Source organism: Faecalibacterium sp. An77 (assembly GCF_002161315.1).
In the GTDB taxonomy this organism is placed as follows: Bacteria; Bacillota; Clostridia; order Oscillospirales; family Ruminococcaceae; genus Faecalibacterium.
The window spans coordinates 22,091-40,355 of sequence record NZ_NFHK01000006.1; the positions used below are offsets into that span (position 1 = coordinate 22,091).

Annotated in this window: 13 protein-coding genes; 11 read left to right on the top strand and 2 right to left on the bottom strand. The window is 60.3% G+C overall.

The window, feature by feature from the left end; translation table 11 throughout:
* Positions 1-47 precede the first annotated feature (47 nt).
* From B5G28_RS03770 to B5G28_RS03790, 5 genes are all read left to right on the top strand, one after another.
* A complete protein-coding gene (locus B5G28_RS03770) occupies positions 48-4,541 on the top strand; it encodes an acyl-CoA dehydratase activase (protein WP_242967450.1) in 4,494 nt (1,497 codons plus the stop codon).
* A gap of 508 nt (positions 4,542-5,049) precedes the next feature.
* Positions 5,050-6,099, top strand: a complete 1,050-nt coding sequence (locus B5G28_RS03775; protein ID WP_087246389.1) for a substrate-binding domain-containing protein — start codon at positions 5,050-5,052, stop codon at positions 6,097-6,099.
* A gap of 123 nt (positions 6,100-6,222) precedes the next feature.
* Positions 6,223-7,764 carry a sugar ABC transporter ATP-binding protein gene (locus B5G28_RS03780; protein WP_087246390.1) on the top strand — a complete coding sequence of 514 codons (1,542 nt, stop codon included), beginning with the start codon at positions 6,223-6,225 and terminating at the stop codon, positions 7,762-7,764.
* Between the two features lie 19 nt (positions 7,765-7,783).
* Positions 7,784-8,782, top strand: coding sequence for a beta-methylgalactoside transporter (locus B5G28_RS03785; protein WP_087246391.1), 999 nt, complete (start codon positions 7,784-7,786; stop codon positions 8,780-8,782).
* A 134-nt stretch (positions 8,783-8,916) separates the two neighbouring features.
* Positions 8,917-9,237, top strand: coding sequence for a hypothetical protein (locus tag B5G28_RS03790; protein ID WP_087246392.1), 321 nt, complete (start codon positions 8,917-8,919; stop codon positions 9,235-9,237).
* A gap of 91 nt (positions 9,238-9,328) precedes the next feature.
* Here B5G28_RS03790 and B5G28_RS03795 read toward each other — a convergent pair whose 3' ends face one another.
* Positions 9,329-10,699 (bottom strand): sodium-dependent transporter, encoded by a 1,371-nt coding sequence (locus B5G28_RS03795; protein ID WP_087246393.1) that lies wholly within the window; start codon positions 10,697-10,699, stop codon positions 9,329-9,331.
* 448 nt (positions 10,700-11,147) lie between these two features.
* Between B5G28_RS03795 and B5G28_RS03800 the strand changes: the two genes are divergently transcribed.
* The 6 genes from B5G28_RS03800 (at position 11,148) to B5G28_RS03825 (ending at position 17,321) form a co-directional block, all read left to right on the top strand.
* Positions 11,148-11,765, top strand: coding sequence for an ATP-dependent Clp protease proteolytic subunit (locus B5G28_RS03800; RefSeq protein ID WP_242962161.1), 618 nt, complete (start codon positions 11,148-11,150; stop codon positions 11,763-11,765).
* Between the two features lie 257 nt (positions 11,766-12,022).
* The gene (locus tag B5G28_RS03805) at positions 12,023-12,664 is read left to right on the top strand and encodes a redox-sensing transcriptional repressor Rex (protein ID WP_087246395.1); all 642 of its coding nucleotides are present in this window, start codon (positions 12,023-12,025) and stop codon (positions 12,662-12,664) included.
* A 125-nt stretch (positions 12,665-12,789) separates the two neighbouring features.
* Complete coding sequence (locus B5G28_RS03810) at positions 12,790-13,395, top strand: thymidine kinase (protein WP_087246396.1); 606 nt, start codon at positions 12,790-12,792, stop codon at positions 13,393-13,395.
* Positions 13,396-13,950: 555 nt separating this feature from the next.
* Positions 13,951-15,315, top strand: coding sequence for an extracellular solute-binding protein (locus B5G28_RS03815; RefSeq protein WP_087246397.1), 1,365 nt, complete (start codon positions 13,951-13,953; stop codon positions 15,313-15,315).
* Positions 15,316-15,525: 210 nt separating this feature from the next.
* Positions 15,526-16,452, top strand: coding sequence for a sugar ABC transporter permease (locus B5G28_RS03820; protein WP_087246398.1), 927 nt, complete (start codon positions 15,526-15,528; stop codon positions 16,450-16,452).
* Positions 16,453-16,463: 11 nt separating this feature from the next.
* The gene (locus B5G28_RS03825) at positions 16,464-17,321 is read left to right on the top strand and encodes a carbohydrate ABC transporter permease (RefSeq protein ID WP_087246447.1); all 858 of its coding nucleotides are present in this window, start codon (positions 16,464-16,466) and stop codon (positions 17,319-17,321) included.
* A gap of 94 nt (positions 17,322-17,415) precedes the next feature.
* Here the strand turns inward: B5G28_RS03825 and B5G28_RS03830 are convergent, their stop codons facing one another.
* The gene (locus B5G28_RS03830) at positions 17,416-18,249 is read right to left on the bottom strand and encodes an AraC family transcriptional regulator (RefSeq protein WP_242967451.1); all 834 of its coding nucleotides are present in this window, start codon (positions 18,247-18,249) and stop codon (positions 17,416-17,418) included.
* Positions 18,250-18,265 lie beyond the last annotated feature (16 nt).

The following is an 18,265-nucleotide window of genomic DNA, read 5'->3' on the forward strand; positions in this document are numbered from 1 at the left end:
GACAACCTTTTTGGATTTATAAATATGGGTATACAATGAAAGAGATCATGAAACGTTTAAGTCTCGGCCTGGACATTGGCTCCACCACCGTCAAGGCCGTCCTCACCGACCGGCAGACCGGGCAGATTCTGTTCCGCCGCTACCAGCGCCACCACGCCGAGCAGCGGCGCACCCTCTGCGAGCTGCTGAGCGCCGTGTGTGAAAAGTTTGCCGGGCTGCCCATGCGGATTGCGGTGTGCGGCTCGGGCGGCCGGCCCCTGGCCGACCAGATGGGCGCCTGCTACGTCCAGGAAGTGGTGGCCAACGGTGCCGCCGTCCGCGCCCTCTACCCTGCCGCCCGCACCGCCGTGGAGCTGGGCGGTCAGGACGCCAAAGTCATCTTTTTCCGCCAGGAGGAGGACGGCACCCTGACCACCTCCGACATGCGGATGAACGGCAGCTGCGCCGGCGGCACCGGCGCTTTTATCGATGAGATCGCCGCCCTGCTGCGGGTTCCCTCCGAGCAGTTCGACGCCCTGGCCGCCCAGGGCAAGCAGGTCTACAGCATTTCGGGCCGGTGCGGCGTCTTTGCCAAGACCGACATTCAGACCCTGCTGAACCAGGGCGCCAGCCGGGCCGACATTGCCCTGTCCGCCTTCCACGCCATCGCCAAGCAGACCATCGGCGGCCTGGCCCAGGGCCTGGAAATGACCCCGCCGGTCATCTTTGAGGGCGGCCCCCTGACCTACAACCCCACCCTGATCCGGGTGTTTGCCGAGCGTCTGGGCCTGACCCCGGAACAGGTCATCCGCCCCGACAACGCCGACACCATTGTGGCCCTGGGCGCCGCCCTGGCCATGGATGAGCTGTATCCCCTGCCCACCGGCCGGGCCGCTCCCATGCCCCCCGAGACCGCGCTGGAACGGCTGTCCGCCGCCCCCGAGGTCACCGAACAGCACACCGCCCAGCGGTATTTTGCTTCCGACGCCGAGCGGGACGCCTGGAAGGCCAGCCACACCCTGCCCCAGCTGGCAGAGCCGGAAACCCAGCCCGGGGACACCCTGCGGGTGTACATCGGCGTGGACGCCGGCAGCACCACCAGCAAGCTGGTTCTGATGGACGAGAACGAGCAGGTGCTGGACCGCTTCTACGCCAGCAACCGGGGCGATCCCATCGAGGTGATCCGCCGCGGCCTGCAGGAGATGTACAAAAAGTATACTGCCAAGGGCGTAAAACTCGATGTTTTGGGTCTGGGCACCACCGGCTACGGCGAAGTGATGCTGAGCAAGGCCTTCGGCGGGGATTATCACACGGTGGAGACGGTGGCCCACGCCTCGGCGGCCTGCCACTATCTGCCGGACGTGACCTTCCTGCTGGACATCGGCGGCCAGGACATGAAAGCCATCTGGATCAAGGACGGCGTGGTCACCAATATGCTGCTGAACGAGGCCTGTTCCTCGGGCTGCGGCTCCTTCCTGGCGGAATTTGCCGCCGGGCTGGGGATTCCGGTGGAGGACATCGCCGACGCGGCCTTCCGGGCCGAGAACCCGGCCGAGCTGGGCAGCCGCTGCACCGTCTTTATGAACAGCAGCATCATCACTGAACAGAAAAACGGCCGCACCCCCGACGACATCATGGCGGGCCTGTGCCGTTCCATTATTAAGAATGTCTTTACCAAGGTGGTCCGCATCCCCAACACCGATGTGCTGGGCAGCCGGATTGTGGTGCAGGGCGGCACCTTCAAAAACGACGCCGTCCTGCGGGCGCTGGAACAGTATCTGGGCTGCACCGTCACCCGCGCCCCCTACCCCGGCGAGATGGGCGCCATCGGCGCGGCCCTCCTGACCAAGCGCCAGGCCGAGGCCAACGGCAACCCCGCCAGCCATTTCATCGGCTTTGAGGCCCTGGACACCTTTACATACACCCAGAGCCAGAATGAGCCCTGCCCCTTCTGTCAGAACCACTGCACCCGCACCGTCATCCGGTTCCCCAGCGGGGAAAGCTTTGTCACCGGCAACCGGTGCGAGCGGGGCGAGATTCTGGGCGATCCCAGAGACAGCGCCGTCCAGGCCCGGGTCCGCCAGACCAATCAGAACATCCAGAGCATTCCCAACCTGTTCGCCCTGCGGGAAAAACTCCTGTTCGCCGACTACGACGCTCCCGCCCTGGCCCCCGACCGCGGGGTGACCATCGGCATTCCCCGGGTGCTCTCCTTCTGGGAGACCATGCCCTTCTGGAATGCCTTCTGGCGCAGTCTGGGCTTCAAGATTCAGCTGTCGGGCAAGAGCACCCGTCCCCTCTACGAGGAGGGCCTGTCGGCGGTGACCTCCGACACCGTCTGTTTCCCGGCCAAGCTGGTTCACGGCCATCTGCGGGACCTGGCCAAGCGGAAGGTGGACCGGATTTTCATGCCCTCCATCACCACCGTCCAGCCCGAGGGCACCGCTTCCACCAGCGAGTCCATGTGCGCGGTGGTGAAGGGCTATCCCATCGTCATCCGCAATTCGGACGATCCCCAGAAGCGCTGGGGCATCCCCTTTGACGCCCCCCTGTTCCACTGGCACCGCCGGGCCGACCGGGACCGCCAGCTGGCCGACTACATGGCCGCCGCCTTCGGCATCGACAAAGAGCTGACCCGCCGGGCCATTGCCCTGGGCGACGCCGCCCAGACCAGCTTTTCGGACCAGCTCAAGGCCGCCGGCCAGGCGGTACTGGACCGCTGCCACGCCGAGAACCGCTATGCGGTGGTTCTGGCCAGCCGTCCCTACCAGAACGACGAACTGGTCAACCACGCTCTGCCCGATCTGTTCGTCAGTCTGGGGATTCCGGTGCTGACCAACGACGCCCTGCCCGACGTGAACAAGGTGGACCTGTCCCGCAGCCGTCTGGACATCGTCAACAACTACCACGCCCGGATGCTGGCCTCCGCCGTTCTGGCCGCCCGGGATGACTGTCTGGAGTACGTCCAGATCGTCAGCTTTGGCTGCGGCCACGACGCCTATCTGTCGGACGAAATCACCCGCATGATGCACGAGATCTCGGGCAAGAGCCCTTTGATCCTCAAGCTGGACGAGAGCGACGCCCAGGGTTCCTTGCGGATCCGGGTTCGGTCCTTTGTGGAGACGGCGGCCCTGCGCCGGGCCCAGGGCGCCCGGGCCGAGGTGCATCCCCTGCCCGATCCCTATCCCGTCAAGTTCACCAAGGCCGACATCCAGGAGCGGGTGGTCCTGGTGCCCAACACCTCCCACGCCTTCTGCCGGGTGATGTCGGCGGCCTTTGCCGCCCAGCACGTCCGGGCCGTTCCGCTGGAAGTGGGCCGGGAGGAGGCCATCCGTCTGGGCAAGCAGTATGTGCACAACGACATCTGTTTCCCCGCCCAGATTGTCATCGGCGAAATCCTGGCGGCCCTCCGCAGCGGCAAGTACGATCTGGACCACACTGGCGTGGCCATGGCCAAGTACATTGGCGACTGCCGTCTGACCCACTACAGCGCCCTGCTGCGGAAAGCCCTGGACGACGCCGGTTTCGCCCAGATTCCCATCCTGACCAACGACGACAAGGACAGCCACAACATGCACCCCGGCTTCAAGATGAATCTGGCCTCCTCCTTCAATCTGGTGTTCTCCCTGCCCATGATCGACGTCATGGAGGAGCTGCTGCGGAAAATCCGCCCCTATGAGAAGGTGCCCGGCGCAGCTGAACAGGCCTTTGAGGCCGGCATGGACGACATTGTGGACGGCATGACCCGCCACGGCATTCCCGGCCTGAAAAAGGGTTTTGAGAAGGCCATCGACCGGATGAAGGCGGTGGAGTACGACCGCTCCAACCCCCGCCCCACCGTCCTGATCGTGGGCGAGTACCTGCTGAACTTCCACCCCGGCGCCAACCACGACATCGAGAAATATCTGGAAACCAACGGCTTCGAGATCATCGAGGCCCGGATGACCGACGTCATCCGCAAGACCTACTTCTATATGGACGCCCAGATCAAGGAGTACCACATCTCCAAGCCTCTGGGTGAAAAGATCTGGTACCGCACCGCCGACGAGGTGTTCAACGCGGCCCACGCCATGACCGATTCCATCGCCAAGCGGCATCCCCTGTACCACCGGGCCGCCCGGATGCAGGACATTGTCCGGGCCAGCGACCCCATCATCCACCACACCTTTGACGCCGGCGAGGGCGTTTTGATCCCCGCCGAAATCCTCCACCACGCCAAGGAGGGCTGCCGCAGCTTCATCATCCTGCAGCCCTTCGGCTGCCTGCCCAACCATGTGGTGGGCCGCGGCGTGGCCAAGCGGCTGAAGGAAATCTATCCCGACGCCCAGATCCTGCCCCTGGACTACGACCCCGACGTCAGTTTCGCCAACCTGGAGAACCGTCTCCAGATGCTGATTATGACCGAAAAGGCCCGCCGTCCGGCATCGGCTCCCGCACAAGAGTCCGCCGGACAGACCCCGCCGGCGCCCCCGGCCGCCGCCTCCGGCGCCCAGCCCAGAAAGCGGGCTGCCAACGCCCGCCGCGGCAGCCGCACCGCCGCCGTTGTCCCGGTACAATCCTGATTTTTCACCCCCAAGCCCCTGCCCGCCCGGCAGGGGCTTTTGTTGCATACGGACCCTCCGCCAGGCCCAAAACCTCCGCTTTGGCGCTTTTATTCCTGTTATTCCCGTTTGTTTAGCGGGTTTTTGCGGTATTGTGAAAACAGGCATAAAAAGTCCATATATATCAAACAAAGTCACATATTCGTATAACAACGGAAATCAAATAAAATTTTGTTTTCGGGGCGGTTTTCAGGCCGGCTCCGGCGGCCCGTCTGGGATACATAATCCGCACTTTTTGTACATATGATGCGTTGAAATGCAGTTTTGTGCCACATGCCGCAAAATCCACAGACCAATTTGCTTTTTGTTGTCAAAATCTCCTAAAACTTTTTCTTCAAGCTTGTTTGTTTTTACTATTGCACATAGTTTCACGGCGAGGGTATAATAGGAGACAGAGAGGACATGCCCCTTAGCGTGTGGGGGGCCTGCCCGCACCCGATTTTGTTTTTTGATGAAGGAGAATGCTATTATGAAAATGATTTCTCGCCGTGACTTTCTGAAGGCATCTGCCGTTGTCGGCACGACTGCTGCCCTGACTGCCTGCGGCGGCGGCGATTCCAGCTCTGCTGCTTCGACCGCATCTTCTGCTGCTTCCACTGCTACTTCCGCAGCTTCTGCTGCTGCCGGCAGCGCCAACATCGGCGTCTGCATCTATCAGTTTGCTGATAACTTCATGACCCTGTACCGCGCCGACCTGGAGGAGTACCTCACCGAGCTGGGCTATGGCGTCACCATCATGGACGGCAAGAACGACCAGAACACCCAGACCGAGCAGATCAACACCTTCCTGCAGCAGGGTGTGGACGTCCTGATCATCAACCCGGTCCAGACCACTTCGGCCCAGACCATCGTGGACACCATTTCTCCCTCCGGCATCCCCATCGTCTTCATCAACCGTGAGCCCGACAAGGCTGTTCTGGACAGCTATCCCGACAAGTGCTGCTACGTCGGCGCTGACGCACGTCAGTCCGGTACTTACCAGGGCGAGCTGATCCTGGCCACCGACACCGAGGGCGACATCAACGGCGACGGCGTCATCACTTACATCATGTGCAAGGGCGACCCCGAGAACATTGACGCCCAGTACCGCACCGAGTACTCCATCAAGGCTCTGGAAGACGCCGGCAAGACCGTCAACTGCCTGTATGAGTACCTGGACAACTGGGACCAGACTCTGGCTCAGCAGGACGTGGCCAACGCTCTGGCACAGTTCGGCGATCAGATCGAGGTTGTCTTCTGCAACAACGACGCCATGGCTCTGGGCGCTCTGCAGTCCATCGAGCAGGCTGGCCGCACCGTGGGCACCGACATCTACCTGGTGGGTGTTGACGCTCTGGCTGAGGCTGTCCAGGCTGTTGTCGATGGCCGCATGACCGGCACCGTTCTGAACGATGACGTGGGCCAGGCCACCGCTGCCACCGAAGCCACCAAGATGTACGTCGAGGGCGAGGCTGTGGAGCAGTACTACTGGGTCGACTACGTCAAGGTTACTCCGGAGAACGCTGCAGATTACCTCTGATCCTCCGGCTGCCTGAGCGGAACGAATTGTAAGGAATGAGAGGTGCGTGCGCGGGAGCGGCTTCTTCTCCCCGTACGCACCTTTTCTTGCGGGAATCAAGTGAACAAAAGGAGGCTCTACGGAATGGCAGAGTACCGTCTGGTAATGAAAGACGTCGTCAAGGTCTTCCCCGGCGTCAAAGCTCTGGATCATGCCCGGCTTGAGCTGCGCCCCGGCACGGTTATGGCCCTGATGGGCGAGAACGGCGCCGGCAAATCCACCCTGATGAAATGCATGTTCGGCATTTACAAGATGGACGAGGGCGAGATCGAGTACGATGGACAGAAGGTAACCATCCCCACCCCGCTGGACGCGCTGGAAAAAGGCATCGCCATGGTGCACCAGGAGCTCCAGCCCATCCCGGCCCGGACCGTCGCCGAGAACATCTGGCTGGGCCGCTACCCCACCAAGCGTTTTGGCCCCATCGTCACGGTGGACCACGCCAAAATGTACAAGGACACCAAAGAACTGCTGAATCACCTGAAACTGGATATCAACCCCTACGCCAAGCTGGGCTCCCTGAGCATCGCTCAGATGCAGATGGTGGAAATCGCCAAGGCCGTCTCGGCCAACTGCAAAGTCCTGATTCTGGACGAGCCCACCTCCTCCCTGACCGCCAACGAAGTCGAGTCCCTGTTCCGCATCATGCGCGAGCTGAAGGAGCAGGGCGTCGCCCTGGTCTACATCAGCCACAAGATGGACGAGATCAAGGTCATCGCCGACGAAGTCACCATCATGCGCGACGGTCAGTACATCGGCAAGTGGGACGTGGCCAGCATCACCAAGGAAGAGATCATCGCCAAGATGGTGGGCCGCGAACTGTCCAACCAGTATCCCCCGCTGGAGAACCACCCCTCCGACGAGATCATGCTCAAGGTGGAGGACTTCACCTCCATTCACCCCCGCAGCTTCCGCCACTGCAACTTTGAGCTGCGCAAGGGCGAGATCCTGGGCGTGGCCGGCCTGGTGGGCGCACAGCGCACCGAGCTGATGGAAGGCATCTTCGGCCTGCGCGCCCACACCACCGGCAGAGTGTGGATCAAGGGCCAGGAGGTCCAGATCAAGCAGCCCCGGGACGCCATCTCCAAGAGCCTGGCCCTGCTGACCGAGGACCGCCGGGCCACCGGCATCATGGGCGTGCTGAGCGTCGCCGACAACATCTCCATCGCCTCCCTCGACGACCTGCGCAAGGGCCCCATCATGCTGGACAACAAGAAGATCCTGGATCTGGTCCAGTCCAACAAAGAGAAAATGGCCATCAAGGTGCCCAGCCCCCGGACCCAGATCAAGAGCCTGTCGGGCGGCAACCAGCAGAAGGTTCTGATCGCCCGCTGGCTGGCCAACAACCCCGACATTCTGATCCTGGACGAGCCCACCCGCGGCATTGACGTCGGCGCCAAGTACGAGATCTACTGCATCATCGCCGAGCTCGCCAAGCAGGGCAAGAGCATCATCATGATCTCCTCCGAAATGAGCGAGATCATCGGTATGTCCAACCGGGTCATGGTCATGTGTGACGGCCGCATCACCGGCTTCATCGACGGCAAGGACGCCACTCAGGAAAACATCATGGCGCTCGCCACCCAGTTTGAGACCGCACCCGACAAGGCCGCGGCCAACCAGTAAATAAGGAGGCAGTCTAATCGTGGAAGCTACCAAGAAATCAACCGGCCGTCTGATTAAGACCTGGCTGGGCAACAATGCCATCATCGTCCTGATGGTCCTCGTTTCTCTCATCGTTGGCATCATCCACCCCAACTTCTTCGGCGCCGCCAACATCATCAACCTGCTGAAGAACGTGTCCATCCGCTACATCATCGCGCTGGGCATTTCGGGCTGTCTGATCACCACCGGCAACGACCTGTCGGCTGGCCGTCTGGCCGGCTTCGCAGCCTGCCTGGCCTGCATCTTCGCCCAGACTTCCGGCGCCGCCGGCAAGTTCTATCCCAACCTGCCCACCCTGCCCACCCCCGTGGTCTTCATCCTGGTGGTTGCCATCTGCGCCGTCGTGGGTCTGTGCAACGGCCTGGTGGTCTCCTACCTGCGGGTTCAGCCCTTCATCGCTACCCTGGGCATGCAGCAGGTGGTCTACGGTATCTGCCTGGTCTACACCGGCGGTACCCCCATCGGCTCTCTGAACAGCGACTTCACCTCTCTGGCATCCAACACCATCATCGGCATCCCCGTCCTGATCTGGATCGCTGTCATCGTGGCTGCCTGCTTCTGGTTCCTTTACAACAAGACCCGTCACGGCAAGTACATGTATGCCATCGGCGGCAACGAGGCCGCTGCTGAGGTGGCCGGCGTCAACGTCGCTGCCACCAAGATCCGCATCTACATCCTGGCCTCCTGCATGTTCGGTCTGGCCGGCTGCCTGCTGGCTGCCAAGTCCGGCGGCGCATCCGTCAACACCGCTATGAGCTATGAGCTGGACGCCATCGCTGCCTGTACCATCGGCGGTGTTTCCACCACCGGCGGCGTCGGCACCGTCCCCGGCATCCTGGTGGGCGTTCTGGTCTTTGAGCTGATGAAGGTCGCTCTGCAGTTCATGAACGTCAACTCTTCCTACACCTACATTGTCCAGGGCCTGGTCATCATCCTGGCTGTCGCCATCGATATCCGCAAGTACCTGGCCAAGAAGTAAGCACCTTTCCCAAGGGACCTTTTGATGATACAGGGGGCTGTCGGAACACCCGGCAGCCCCCTGCTGTATTTTCACTTGCATTTCCGGCCGTCTGCGCTTATACTACGGATAGCAAAAGGAAGGAGGAAACTTCCATGCCCGATCATTCCAATGACCCGTCCCTGTCCGACCGCGAGGCCCAGCTGGCGGCCCGGGAGGCCGCCCTTGCCGCCCGGGAGGCGGAGCTGGAAGCCCGGGAAGCCGAAGCTGCCCGGGCCGCCCAGAGCGGCCCCGCCGAAAAGCAGGGCCTGCTGAACAACGGCGATCCCGGGTTCAAGAACTCCAAGGAAAAGATCTACGATCACTTCCCCCTCAGCGTCCACCAGATGGATATTCTCATCGCCGTCCTGGTGGCCCTCATCGCCATCTTTGTCTTTTTGGGGGTCAACCACATCAGCTTTTTCGGACTGTTCTGACGGGCCTGTTCACCCGGAGAAAAACGGAGCCGCACCCCTTGCCGGGTGCGGCTCCGTTTTGTTGTTTCAGGTTTTGGCGTGCGGCAGGTTATCAGACCAGGCCCTGAATCAGGATCACCAGAATCAGCACCGGCAGCACGAACTGGAGGTACCGCTTCAGCAGGATCGAGTCAGGCAGCTTGATGCCCTCGCCGCTGTTGGCCTCGGCGCGGTACTTGTCGTAGCCCCAGCCCCACTTGGACACGCAGAACAGCAGGTAGACCAGAGAGCCCAGAGGCAGCAGCAGGTTGGAAACCAGGAAGTCCTCGATATCGAGGATCTGGCCGCCTGCAGGAGCATTGGGCAGAGGCAGGGAGAAGTACCAGACATTGTAGCCCAGCACGCAGGGCATGCTGGCAATCAGGATGAAGATGCAGCAGATGATGGTGGTTTTCTTCCGGCTCCAGCCGAAGGTATCAATGCTGCTGGAGATAATGTTCTCAAAGACGGCCAGAACAGTGGTAAAGCTGGCAAACGTCATGAAGAGGAAGAAGAGCGCACCCCAGATCCGGCCGCCCACCATGTTGACGAACACCCGGGGCAGGGTCTGGAAGATCAGGGACGGGCCTGCATCCGGCTGCACGCCGAAGGCAAAGCAGGCCGGGAAAATAATCAGGCCGCTCATCAGGGCCACAAAGGTGTCCAGGGCGCAGATGCGGATGGCCTCGCCGGGCAGGGTATTGTTCCGGCTCATGTAGCTGCCGAAAATCTCCATGGCGGCAATGCCAAGGCTCAGGGTGAAGAAGGACTGGTTCATGGCCGCAGTAATCACATTGCCCAGACCCACCTCGGCAGCCCGCTCCAGGTCGGGCAGCAGATAGAACTTGAGGCCCTCCGAACCGCCTTCCAGCAGGATGCTGTTGACGGCCAGAATGACGATCAGGGTCAGCAGAGCCAGCATCATCCACTTCGAGATCCGTTCCAGACCCTTCTGCAAGCCGAAGGAGCAAACCAGGAAGCCCGCCAGAACGATGATGACCATAAAGATGCTCATTTCCACGGGGTCGCCCAGCATCGAGCTGAACACATCGTTGATCGCATCATTGGGAACCCCGACAAAAGCGCCTGTTGCGAATTTATAGAAGTAATCCAGCATCCAACCGGACACGGTGGTGTAGTACATCATCAGCAGGCAGCAGCCAATGATGCAGAACCAGCCGTGAATGTGCCACTTGCTCTTTTTGGGCTCGAGGGCCTTGTAGGCCAGCACAGCGCTCTTGCGGCTGGCACGGCCCACCGCCAGCTCCATGGTTAGGACGGGCACGCCCATAATCACCAGGAACAGCAGGTAGAACAGCACGAACACGCCGCCGCCGTTGGCGCCGGCCATCCACGGAAACTTCCAGACGTTTCCTATTCCGATCGCACAGCCCGCACTGACCAGGATGAATCCCAGCCGCGAGCCGAATGTTTCACGTTTCATGTTTTTCCTCCTCTTTATCACGCAGAAATACCTATGCCGACAGGCGGCATGTTCCTATTGTATCCGCCCACCGGCCCAGATGCAAGCCTTGTTCTCAATTTTTTTGAAGCTATCTACAAATTTTTTTAATAGTAAAATCAGGGAACCATCGGTTCCTCTGATAAAGCTCCCCTGCCCTGCCTGCATGACCGTCCCCCGGACGGGGCAACCTAGGATGTATCTGAAAACATCTCCCATTTTGCTCCAAAGCGCAGCTACCCCTTTGGGGCGAAGGGTTCAGCATGTTTGCATTCTCAGATACACCCCAGCAGAAAAAGGAGGGCTGTTTCAACCTATGGAGAAGAAAAAGAAAAAGCACGCCGCCGAAGCTCCGGCGGACGAGGCACCTGCACCCGGCAGCGGCGAGGACACCGAACGCCGGGCCTTTGAGCAAAGTCAGATTCAGGAGATGGGCACCGTCAACCTGACCAAAGGTCCCCACGCCATCCACTGCCTGACCGTGATCGGGCAGATCGAGGGCCATGTGGAGGCCCCCCAGGGCCAGAAAACCACCAAATACGAACACGTCATCCCCCAGCTGGTGGCCGTCCAGGAGGACCCTGCCATTGAGGGCCTTTTGGTTTTGCTCAACACGGTGGGCGGGGACGTGGAGGCCGGGCTGGCCCTGGCCGAGCTGATCGCCAGCCTGTCCAAGCCCACCGCCACCCTGGTGCTGGGGGGCGGGCATTCCATCGGCATTCCCCTGGCGGTGAGCGCCCAGCGCAGTTTCATCGTTCCCACCGCCACCATGACCGTCCACCCGGTCCGCCACTCCGGGATGATTCTGGGGGTGCCCCAGACCATGCGCTGGTTTGAGCAGATGCAGGAGCGGATCACCGGCTTTGTCACCCGCCACAGCCGGATGACCGCCGACCGCTTCAACGAGCTGATGCTCCACACCGGGGAACTGGTGCTGGACATGGGCACCGTGCTGGACGGCCGCCGCGCCGTGGAGGAGGGGCTCATCGACGAGCTGGGCGGTCTGTCCGACGCCATGCGCTGGCTCTACCGTCAGATCGAATCCTGACCGGGTTTTGGCCTCTGCCGCAGCGCAGAGGCTTTTTCTCTGCTTTCTTTTGGGAAGCAATTTGTCTTCTTTGGGTTAAAACCCATTGATTTTGTCTGTATAAGACAGAGGAATCCCACCAAAATTTAAAATTTCGTCAAAAACATTGACAAGGGTTTGACATTCTCAGCAAATGTCGTATACTTATAGAGAGAAATGTTTCCTTTTTCCTGCCAAGTTATCCAAAATTTCAGGTAAATGCAAGAGGAGGTCCTGCCATGAATCCGTCCGTCAAGGCTTCGGTACCGGTCATCCGGCGCCTGCCCAAATATTACCGCTATCTCCGAGCCCTGAAGGATGCCAACATCACCAGCATCTCTTCCCGAGAGCTGGCCGCCCAGATGGGCACCACCGCCTCCCAGGTCCGTCAGGACTTCAACTGCATCGGCGACGTCAACGGCCGCCAGGGCATCGGCTACTCGGTGGACAACCTGCTGGCCATTCTGGAAGGACTTCTGTTCGGCAACGGCGAGCGTCTGCCCGCCATCCTGTTTGGCTGTGGCCGTCTGGGCACCGCCGTCAGCAGCTTCATTGCCAACAACAACAACGGTTTCAGCCTGATTGCCGCCTTTGACGTCAAGCCCGAACTGATGGGCCAGACCATCAGCGGCATCCCCATCCGCCACCTGGACGATCTGGACGCCTTCTGCGCCGAGCATCATCCCCAGGTCGCAGTCCTCTGCCTGCCCCGCAGCGGCGCCGAGGAAATCAGCGGCCGGCTGGTCCAGCTGGGCATCCGGGGTTACTGGAACTTCTCCCACTACGACCTGTCGGTTCCCTTCCCGGACGCGGTGGTGGAGAACGTCCACCTGGGCGACAGCCTCATGAGTTTGGGCTACCGTCTGCGCAACGGGGACTGACCGCCCTTACTTTTTAAAGTCTCAAGTCAAAAGCCTTCGATTTTCTGCATCCAAGATTCTGCCCTGTCCGCCTGCGGCGGGCGGGGCGGCTTTGTGCATACAACGATTCTATAAAAAGGAATTCTATGGCTAAGTTATATTTCCGCTACGGCGCCATGAACAGCGGCAAGAGCACCGCCCTGATGCAGGTGGCCCACAACTACGAAGAACAGGGGATGCGGGTGCTGATCCTCAAACCCCAGGTGGACTCCAAGGGCGGCAGCGACCTGGTCAGCCGACTGGGCGTTCGCCGGGCCGCCGACCTGCTGATCCGCCCCGGCGACGACGTGTTTGCTGCGGTGGAGGCCGACCGCGCCGCCCACGACGCGCCCCTGGCCTGCGTCCTGTGCGACGAGAGCCAGTTTTTCACCCCGGCCCAGGCGGAGCAGCTGTTTATGGTGACGGTGGACCTGGGGGTCCCCGTCATCTGCTACGGCCTGCGGAGTGATTTCTCCCTCAAGGGCTTCCCCGGCTCCACCCGTTTGATGGAGCTGGCCCACACCATCGAGGAGATGAAAACCATCTGCTCCTGCGGCCGCAAGGCCATCTGCAACGCCCGCAAGGTGGGCGGAAAGTTCGTCTTTGAGGGCGAACAGGTGGCCATCGACATGGAAAACGACGTCCAGTACGTCAGCATGTGCCCTCAGTGCTACTTCCGGGAGCGGCGGGCCTTTTATGCCGCCCGGCGGTGAAATCTTTCCCTTTGCGCCGTTCCAAAGCGAATTTTATTTGTCATCTTTTTCACAAGAATGGTTCTCTTTTCCGACCCCTTCTTTTCTGCCGTCCGGGCTGCCCCGGCGGCAAAGCGGAAGGGGCCCATCCTTTTCCAGGGCTGCCGGGAGGGCGAAAACCCGCTTTCCCGCACAAATTTTGCCCCCGGTTTACACTGCGCCGCAGCACGTTCCTGCGGCGTTTTATTTTGCTTTTTTCAACTGAAATACCAGTTGTATCCCGGGAAAGTCGCTAATATATCAGTATTTTCAAAAGTTCAGACCCCTTATTTCTGTCAAATTTGTACAAAGCCGTGTTGTGTACAAGTTGCACAACTTTTTGTGGCAAGTTTGGATATTTCGGCAAAGGGTCACAAACAGCCTTCCACAGCACAGCAAGATATGCGCGTTTTTGGCCGTAAATCCACAATTTGCGTCTTTCTTTTCGCGCAGTTTTTTGCTATCATAATTGTATACAAGGGGGTCCGGTAAAGCCCCTCTAGGAGTTTTGTGTTTTTCAATTTAGGAGGAGAAAAAATGAGCAACGCAATTTCTCGTCGTGACTTCCTGAAGGTCACGGGCGCTGTTGGCGCAGCCGGCCTGCTGGCAGCCTGCGGCGGCAACGGTTCTTCGACTGCCGCTTCCACCGCCACTTCTGTGGCCGCTCCCGCTGAGGGCGACGTCTCCCTGACCATCAGCTGGTGGGGCGGCGACACCCGTCACACCGCTTATCAGGAAGCCATCGCCGCTTTCTCGGAGGAGCACACCAACATCACCGTCAGCCCCACCTTCGCTGCATGGTCCGGCTGGGAGGACACCATGTCCACCAAGTTCGCCGGCGGCGTGGCTGAGGATGTCTGCCAGGTCAACTGGAACTGGCTGTACAACTACTCCAGCAACGGCCAGACCTTCATTGATCTGAACACCGTTTCCGATTACATCGACCTGACCCAGTGGGATGAGGCCCCCCTGAACGCCTGCGTCGTCGCTGGCATGCAGCAGGCTGTCCCCGTCTCCATGACCGGCCGTATCTTCTTCTGGAACATGACCACCTTCAACAAGGCTGGCATCACCGAAGTTCCCAAGACTCTGGACGACCTGTACGCTGCAGGCGAAGCTTTCCAGACCAAGCTGGGCGAGGATTACTACCCCCTGCACCTGGGCGGCTACGACCGTATGATCCTGACCGTCTTCTATCTGGAGTCCATCTACGGCAAGGATTGGGCTGATCCCTCCACCTCCACCCTGAACTACACCGCCGACGAGATCGCCGAGGGCCTGGACTTCATCAAGAGCCTGGTGGACAAGCACGTCATCATGCCCCTGCCCACCTACTACGGCAACAACGGTTCCACCGCTGCCAACCAGTCCAACGAGTGGATCACCGGCAAGCTGGCCGGCATCTTCGAGTGGGATTCCGCTGCTTCCAAGTACCGTGACGCTCTGGACACCGACAACCGCGACGGCTTCACCGTGGGCGAGGAGATCCAGTTCGGCGACTACAAGGGCGGCTTCACCAAGGTTTCCATGGGCCTGGCCATCACCAAGACCTGCCAGCACCCCGCCGAGGCTGCCATGCTGATCAACTTCCTGCTGAACGAAGAGGCTGGCGCTTCCATCATGGGTTCCGAGTGCGGCATTCCCGCTTCCAAGTCCGGCCTGGCTGCTGCTGAGGCTGCCGGCGCTGTGGACACCCTGGTCGAGGAGGCCAACAGCAAGGTTCTGGCCTTCTGCTCCTTCCAGCTGGATCCCCTGTTCGAGCACAACAACCTGAAGGCTGACGGCACTGGCATCTACCAGGAAGTCTTCGACACCATCGACTACGACGGTGCTTCGGGCGCAGACGTTGTGGACATCCTGCTGGACGGCATGGAGAGCGTCGGCTACACCATCAACGCCTAAAATTTACGCACAAAGGCTCCTTTTCTAAAAAAGCAGCCCTGCTGTGACAATGCCAAGCGGGGGTACCTGTTTCCCTCATCCGAAGCGGGTATCCCCTTTTTCAGGCCAAGGTCCAAGCTTTTTGCCTGATAGTTTTTCGGTTTGTTGGCATTTTTGCGGCAGGTTGCTGCATGATAACGTAAAATCCTGCCAAAAAGGAGGAATCCCTTGATGAAAGCCAACAATGCGCCTGCGGTCGGGCGCACACCCTTTCAGAAATGGTGCGACAAATACCAGGGCCTGTTCTATCTGATTCCGTGGATCATCGGCTTCGTGGTATTCAAGGCCATTCCCTTCGGTCAGTCGCTGTTCTACAGCTTCACCGACATGAACTTCTTCTCGGGCATCAGCCAGTACGGCGTGATGAACTACGTGGATGCCTTCACCAACACCCGTATCACCAAGGCCCTGATCACCACCTTCCAGTACTCCTTCATCACGGTGCCCCTGAAGCTGATCTTCGCCCTGTTCATCGCTTACATCCTGAACTTCAACATCAAGTTCGTCAACGCCTTCCGTACCGCCTACTACATCCCCTCGATTCTGGGCGGCTCGGTGGCCATCGCCGTGCTGTGGCGCGCCGTCTTCCGTGACGACGGTCTGATCAACACCCTGATCAAGATGGTCACCTTCGGCGCTTTCGACGGCCCGTCCTGGCTGTCTGACCCCAGCTATGCCCTGTGGGTTATCTGCCTGCTGCGTATCTGGCAGTTCGGTTCGGCCATGGTGCTGTTCCTGGCCGCCCTGAAGGGCGTGCCCGCTGACCTGTACGAAGCCGCCACCATCGACGGCGCAGGCAAGTGGCGCCAGTTCTTCTCCATCACCGTCCCCATGATTACCCCCATCATCTTCTACAACCTGGTCACCCAGATCTGCCAGGCTTTCCAGGAGTTCAACGGACCCTACATCATCACGGGCGGCGGCCCCCGCAATTCCACTACCCTGATCTCCCTGCTGGTTTACCAGTACGCCTTCAAACAGAACGAAATGGGCATGGCCTCCGCTCTGGCCTGGATCATGTTCCTCATCGTCTGCGTGCTGACCATCATCGCCTTCACCAGCCAGAAGAAGTGGGTCTACTACTCGGACGAAAGGTAAGGTGAATGAGTATGGGAATGAAAGCTGCACATCGCATCGCTACCTTCTTCAAGTACTTCGTCCTGATTCTGGTGGGTCTGATTATGATCTATCCCCTGCTGTGGATGGTCAGCGCCACCTTCAAGGACAACAGTGAGATCTTTGCGGGCATCAGCCTGTGGGTCAAGAACCCCACGCTGGATGGTTACCGCAACGCTCTGAACGACTTCGGCGGCTCCATCAACATCCTGCAGGCCATGGTCAACACCTACAGCTACGTCCTGCCCAAGGTCATCTGCACGGTGGTCTCCTCCTGCATCGCCGCCTACGGCTTTGGCCGTTTCGACTTCCCCGGCCGGAAACTGATGTTCAGCGTCATGCTGGCCACCCTGTTCCTGCCCCAGGTGGTTCTGAACGTGCCCCAGTTCCTGCTGTACAACAGCTTCGGCTGGATCAACAGCCCCTTCTATCTGGCAATCTGGGTCCACACCGCTTTCGCGACTGAGACCTACTTTGTCTACCAGCTGATTCAGTTCATGCGCAACGTTCCCCGTGACCTGGACGAGGCTGCCGCCATCGACGGCTGCTCCTCCTTCCAGACCCTGTACCGGGTTATCGTCCCCATGCTGCTGCCCGCGCTGGTTTCCTGCGCGCTGTTCCAGTTCATGTGGAGCTGCAACGACTTCATGGGCCCGCTGCTCTACGTTTCCACCCCCGCCAAGTACCCCATGTCCCTCTTCGTCAAGCTGTCGATGGACGGTGATACCGGCTTCCAGTGGAACCGTATCCTGGCTCTGTCCCTGATCTCCATCCTGCCGCAGCTGATCGTCTTCTTCTGTGCACAGGACCAGTTCGTCGAGGGCATTTCCGCCGGCGCAGTCAAGGGCTAATCCCCCCGCGCCCGGTCACCTGACGACCCACTGAACAAAATCCCCTGTGCCGTGGTCATGGCACAGGGGACTTTTTGTTGGAACCCAAACGTTTTCACTTTTCGCCGCCCCGGTGCACCTTGCGGTACTGCACCGGACTGACCCCCACCTGTTCCCGGAACACCCGCCGGAAATGGGCGGTGGTGGAGAAGCCGGTCTGTTCGGCCACATGGTTGATCCGCAGGTCGGTATTCTCCAGCAGGCGGCGGGCCTCCTCGATGCGGCGCACGTTGATGAAGTCCACGATGGACTGGCCCGTCACCCGGCGGAACAGCCGGCTCAGGTAGTAGGGCGACAGGTAAAACTGTGCCGCCACCCCGCTGAGGTTGAGTTTCTGGCTGTAGTTGGCGTTGAGGTAGGCGCAGATCTTCTCGATGGTCTCGTTGCGCTGCTGGGACGCGCTGCCGCTCTCGTCGGCGGCCTCTTTGCCCACATAGTGGAGCAAAAGGGCCAGGTACAGCCGCCCGGGACAGTCCGGCTCCTGCCAGGCGCCGGCGGCCAGCTCCAGCAGGGTGCGCATCCGGCCCGACCACACCGGGTCTCCCAGCAGGACCACCGGCGCTTTGCTGTTGTCCAGCAGCTGGGCCTTTTGCACCTCACTCATCATCTCCAGGGGAAACCGGCAGACCAGCAGTTCCGCAGGCCAGCCCCCCGCCGGCTCAAAGTCATAGTCCCGGCGGCCCAGCAGCAGGACGCTGTCCGGCCCGGCGCCCACGCCGTTGCCCGGGATCTGGTTCCAGTACAGCATTCCGCTGCCGCTCAGCACCATGACCAGACAGCCCTCGTTGCTGCTGGCGCTGGCCAGCCGGGCTGTCTGGGTGACCTGAATGGTCCGGACTTCCAGTTTGCCGTCCTGGCTGTTCTTTTTGCCGCCCGGGTCGTTTTTCATCTTGGGTTCCCCTTTC

Excerpts from the sequence above, each read along its gene's own strand:
- B5G28_RS03770 (WP_242967450.1), top strand. The coding sequence starts at position 48 with ATGAAACGTTTAAGTCTCGGCCTGGACATTGGCTCCACCACCGTCAAG.
- B5G28_RS03775 (WP_087246389.1), top strand. The coding sequence starts at position 5,050 with ATGAAAATGATTTCTCGCCGTGACTTTCTGAAGGCATCTGCCGTTGTC.
- B5G28_RS03780 (WP_087246390.1), top strand. The coding sequence starts at position 6,223 with ATGGCAGAGTACCGTCTGGTAATGAAAGACGTCGTCAAGGTCTTCCCC.
- B5G28_RS03790 (WP_087246392.1), top strand. The coding sequence starts at position 8,917 with ATGCCCGATCATTCCAATGACCCGTCCCTGTCCGACCGCGAGGCCCAG.
- B5G28_RS03795 (WP_087246393.1), bottom strand. The coding sequence starts at position 10,699 with ATGAAACGTGAAACATTCGGCTCGCGGCTGGGATTCATCCTGGTCAGT.
- B5G28_RS03800 (WP_242962161.1), top strand. The coding sequence starts at position 11,148 with ATGGGCACCGTCAACCTGACCAAAGGTCCCCACGCCATCCACTGCCTG.
- B5G28_RS03805 (WP_087246395.1), top strand. The coding sequence starts at position 12,023 with ATGAATCCGTCCGTCAAGGCTTCGGTACCGGTCATCCGGCGCCTGCCC.
- B5G28_RS03810 (WP_087246396.1), top strand. The coding sequence starts at position 12,790 with ATGGCTAAGTTATATTTCCGCTACGGCGCCATGAACAGCGGCAAGAGC.
- B5G28_RS03815 (WP_087246397.1), top strand. The coding sequence starts at position 13,951 with ATGAGCAACGCAATTTCTCGTCGTGACTTCCTGAAGGTCACGGGCGCT.
- B5G28_RS03820 (WP_087246398.1), top strand. The coding sequence starts at position 15,526 with ATGAAAGCCAACAATGCGCCTGCGGTCGGGCGCACACCCTTTCAGAAA.
- B5G28_RS03825 (WP_087246447.1), top strand. The coding sequence starts at position 16,464 with ATGGGAATGAAAGCTGCACATCGCATCGCTACCTTCTTCAAGTACTTC.
- B5G28_RS03830 (WP_242967451.1), bottom strand. The coding sequence starts at position 18,249 with ATGAAAAACGACCCGGGCGGCAAAAAGAACAGCCAGGACGGCAAACTG.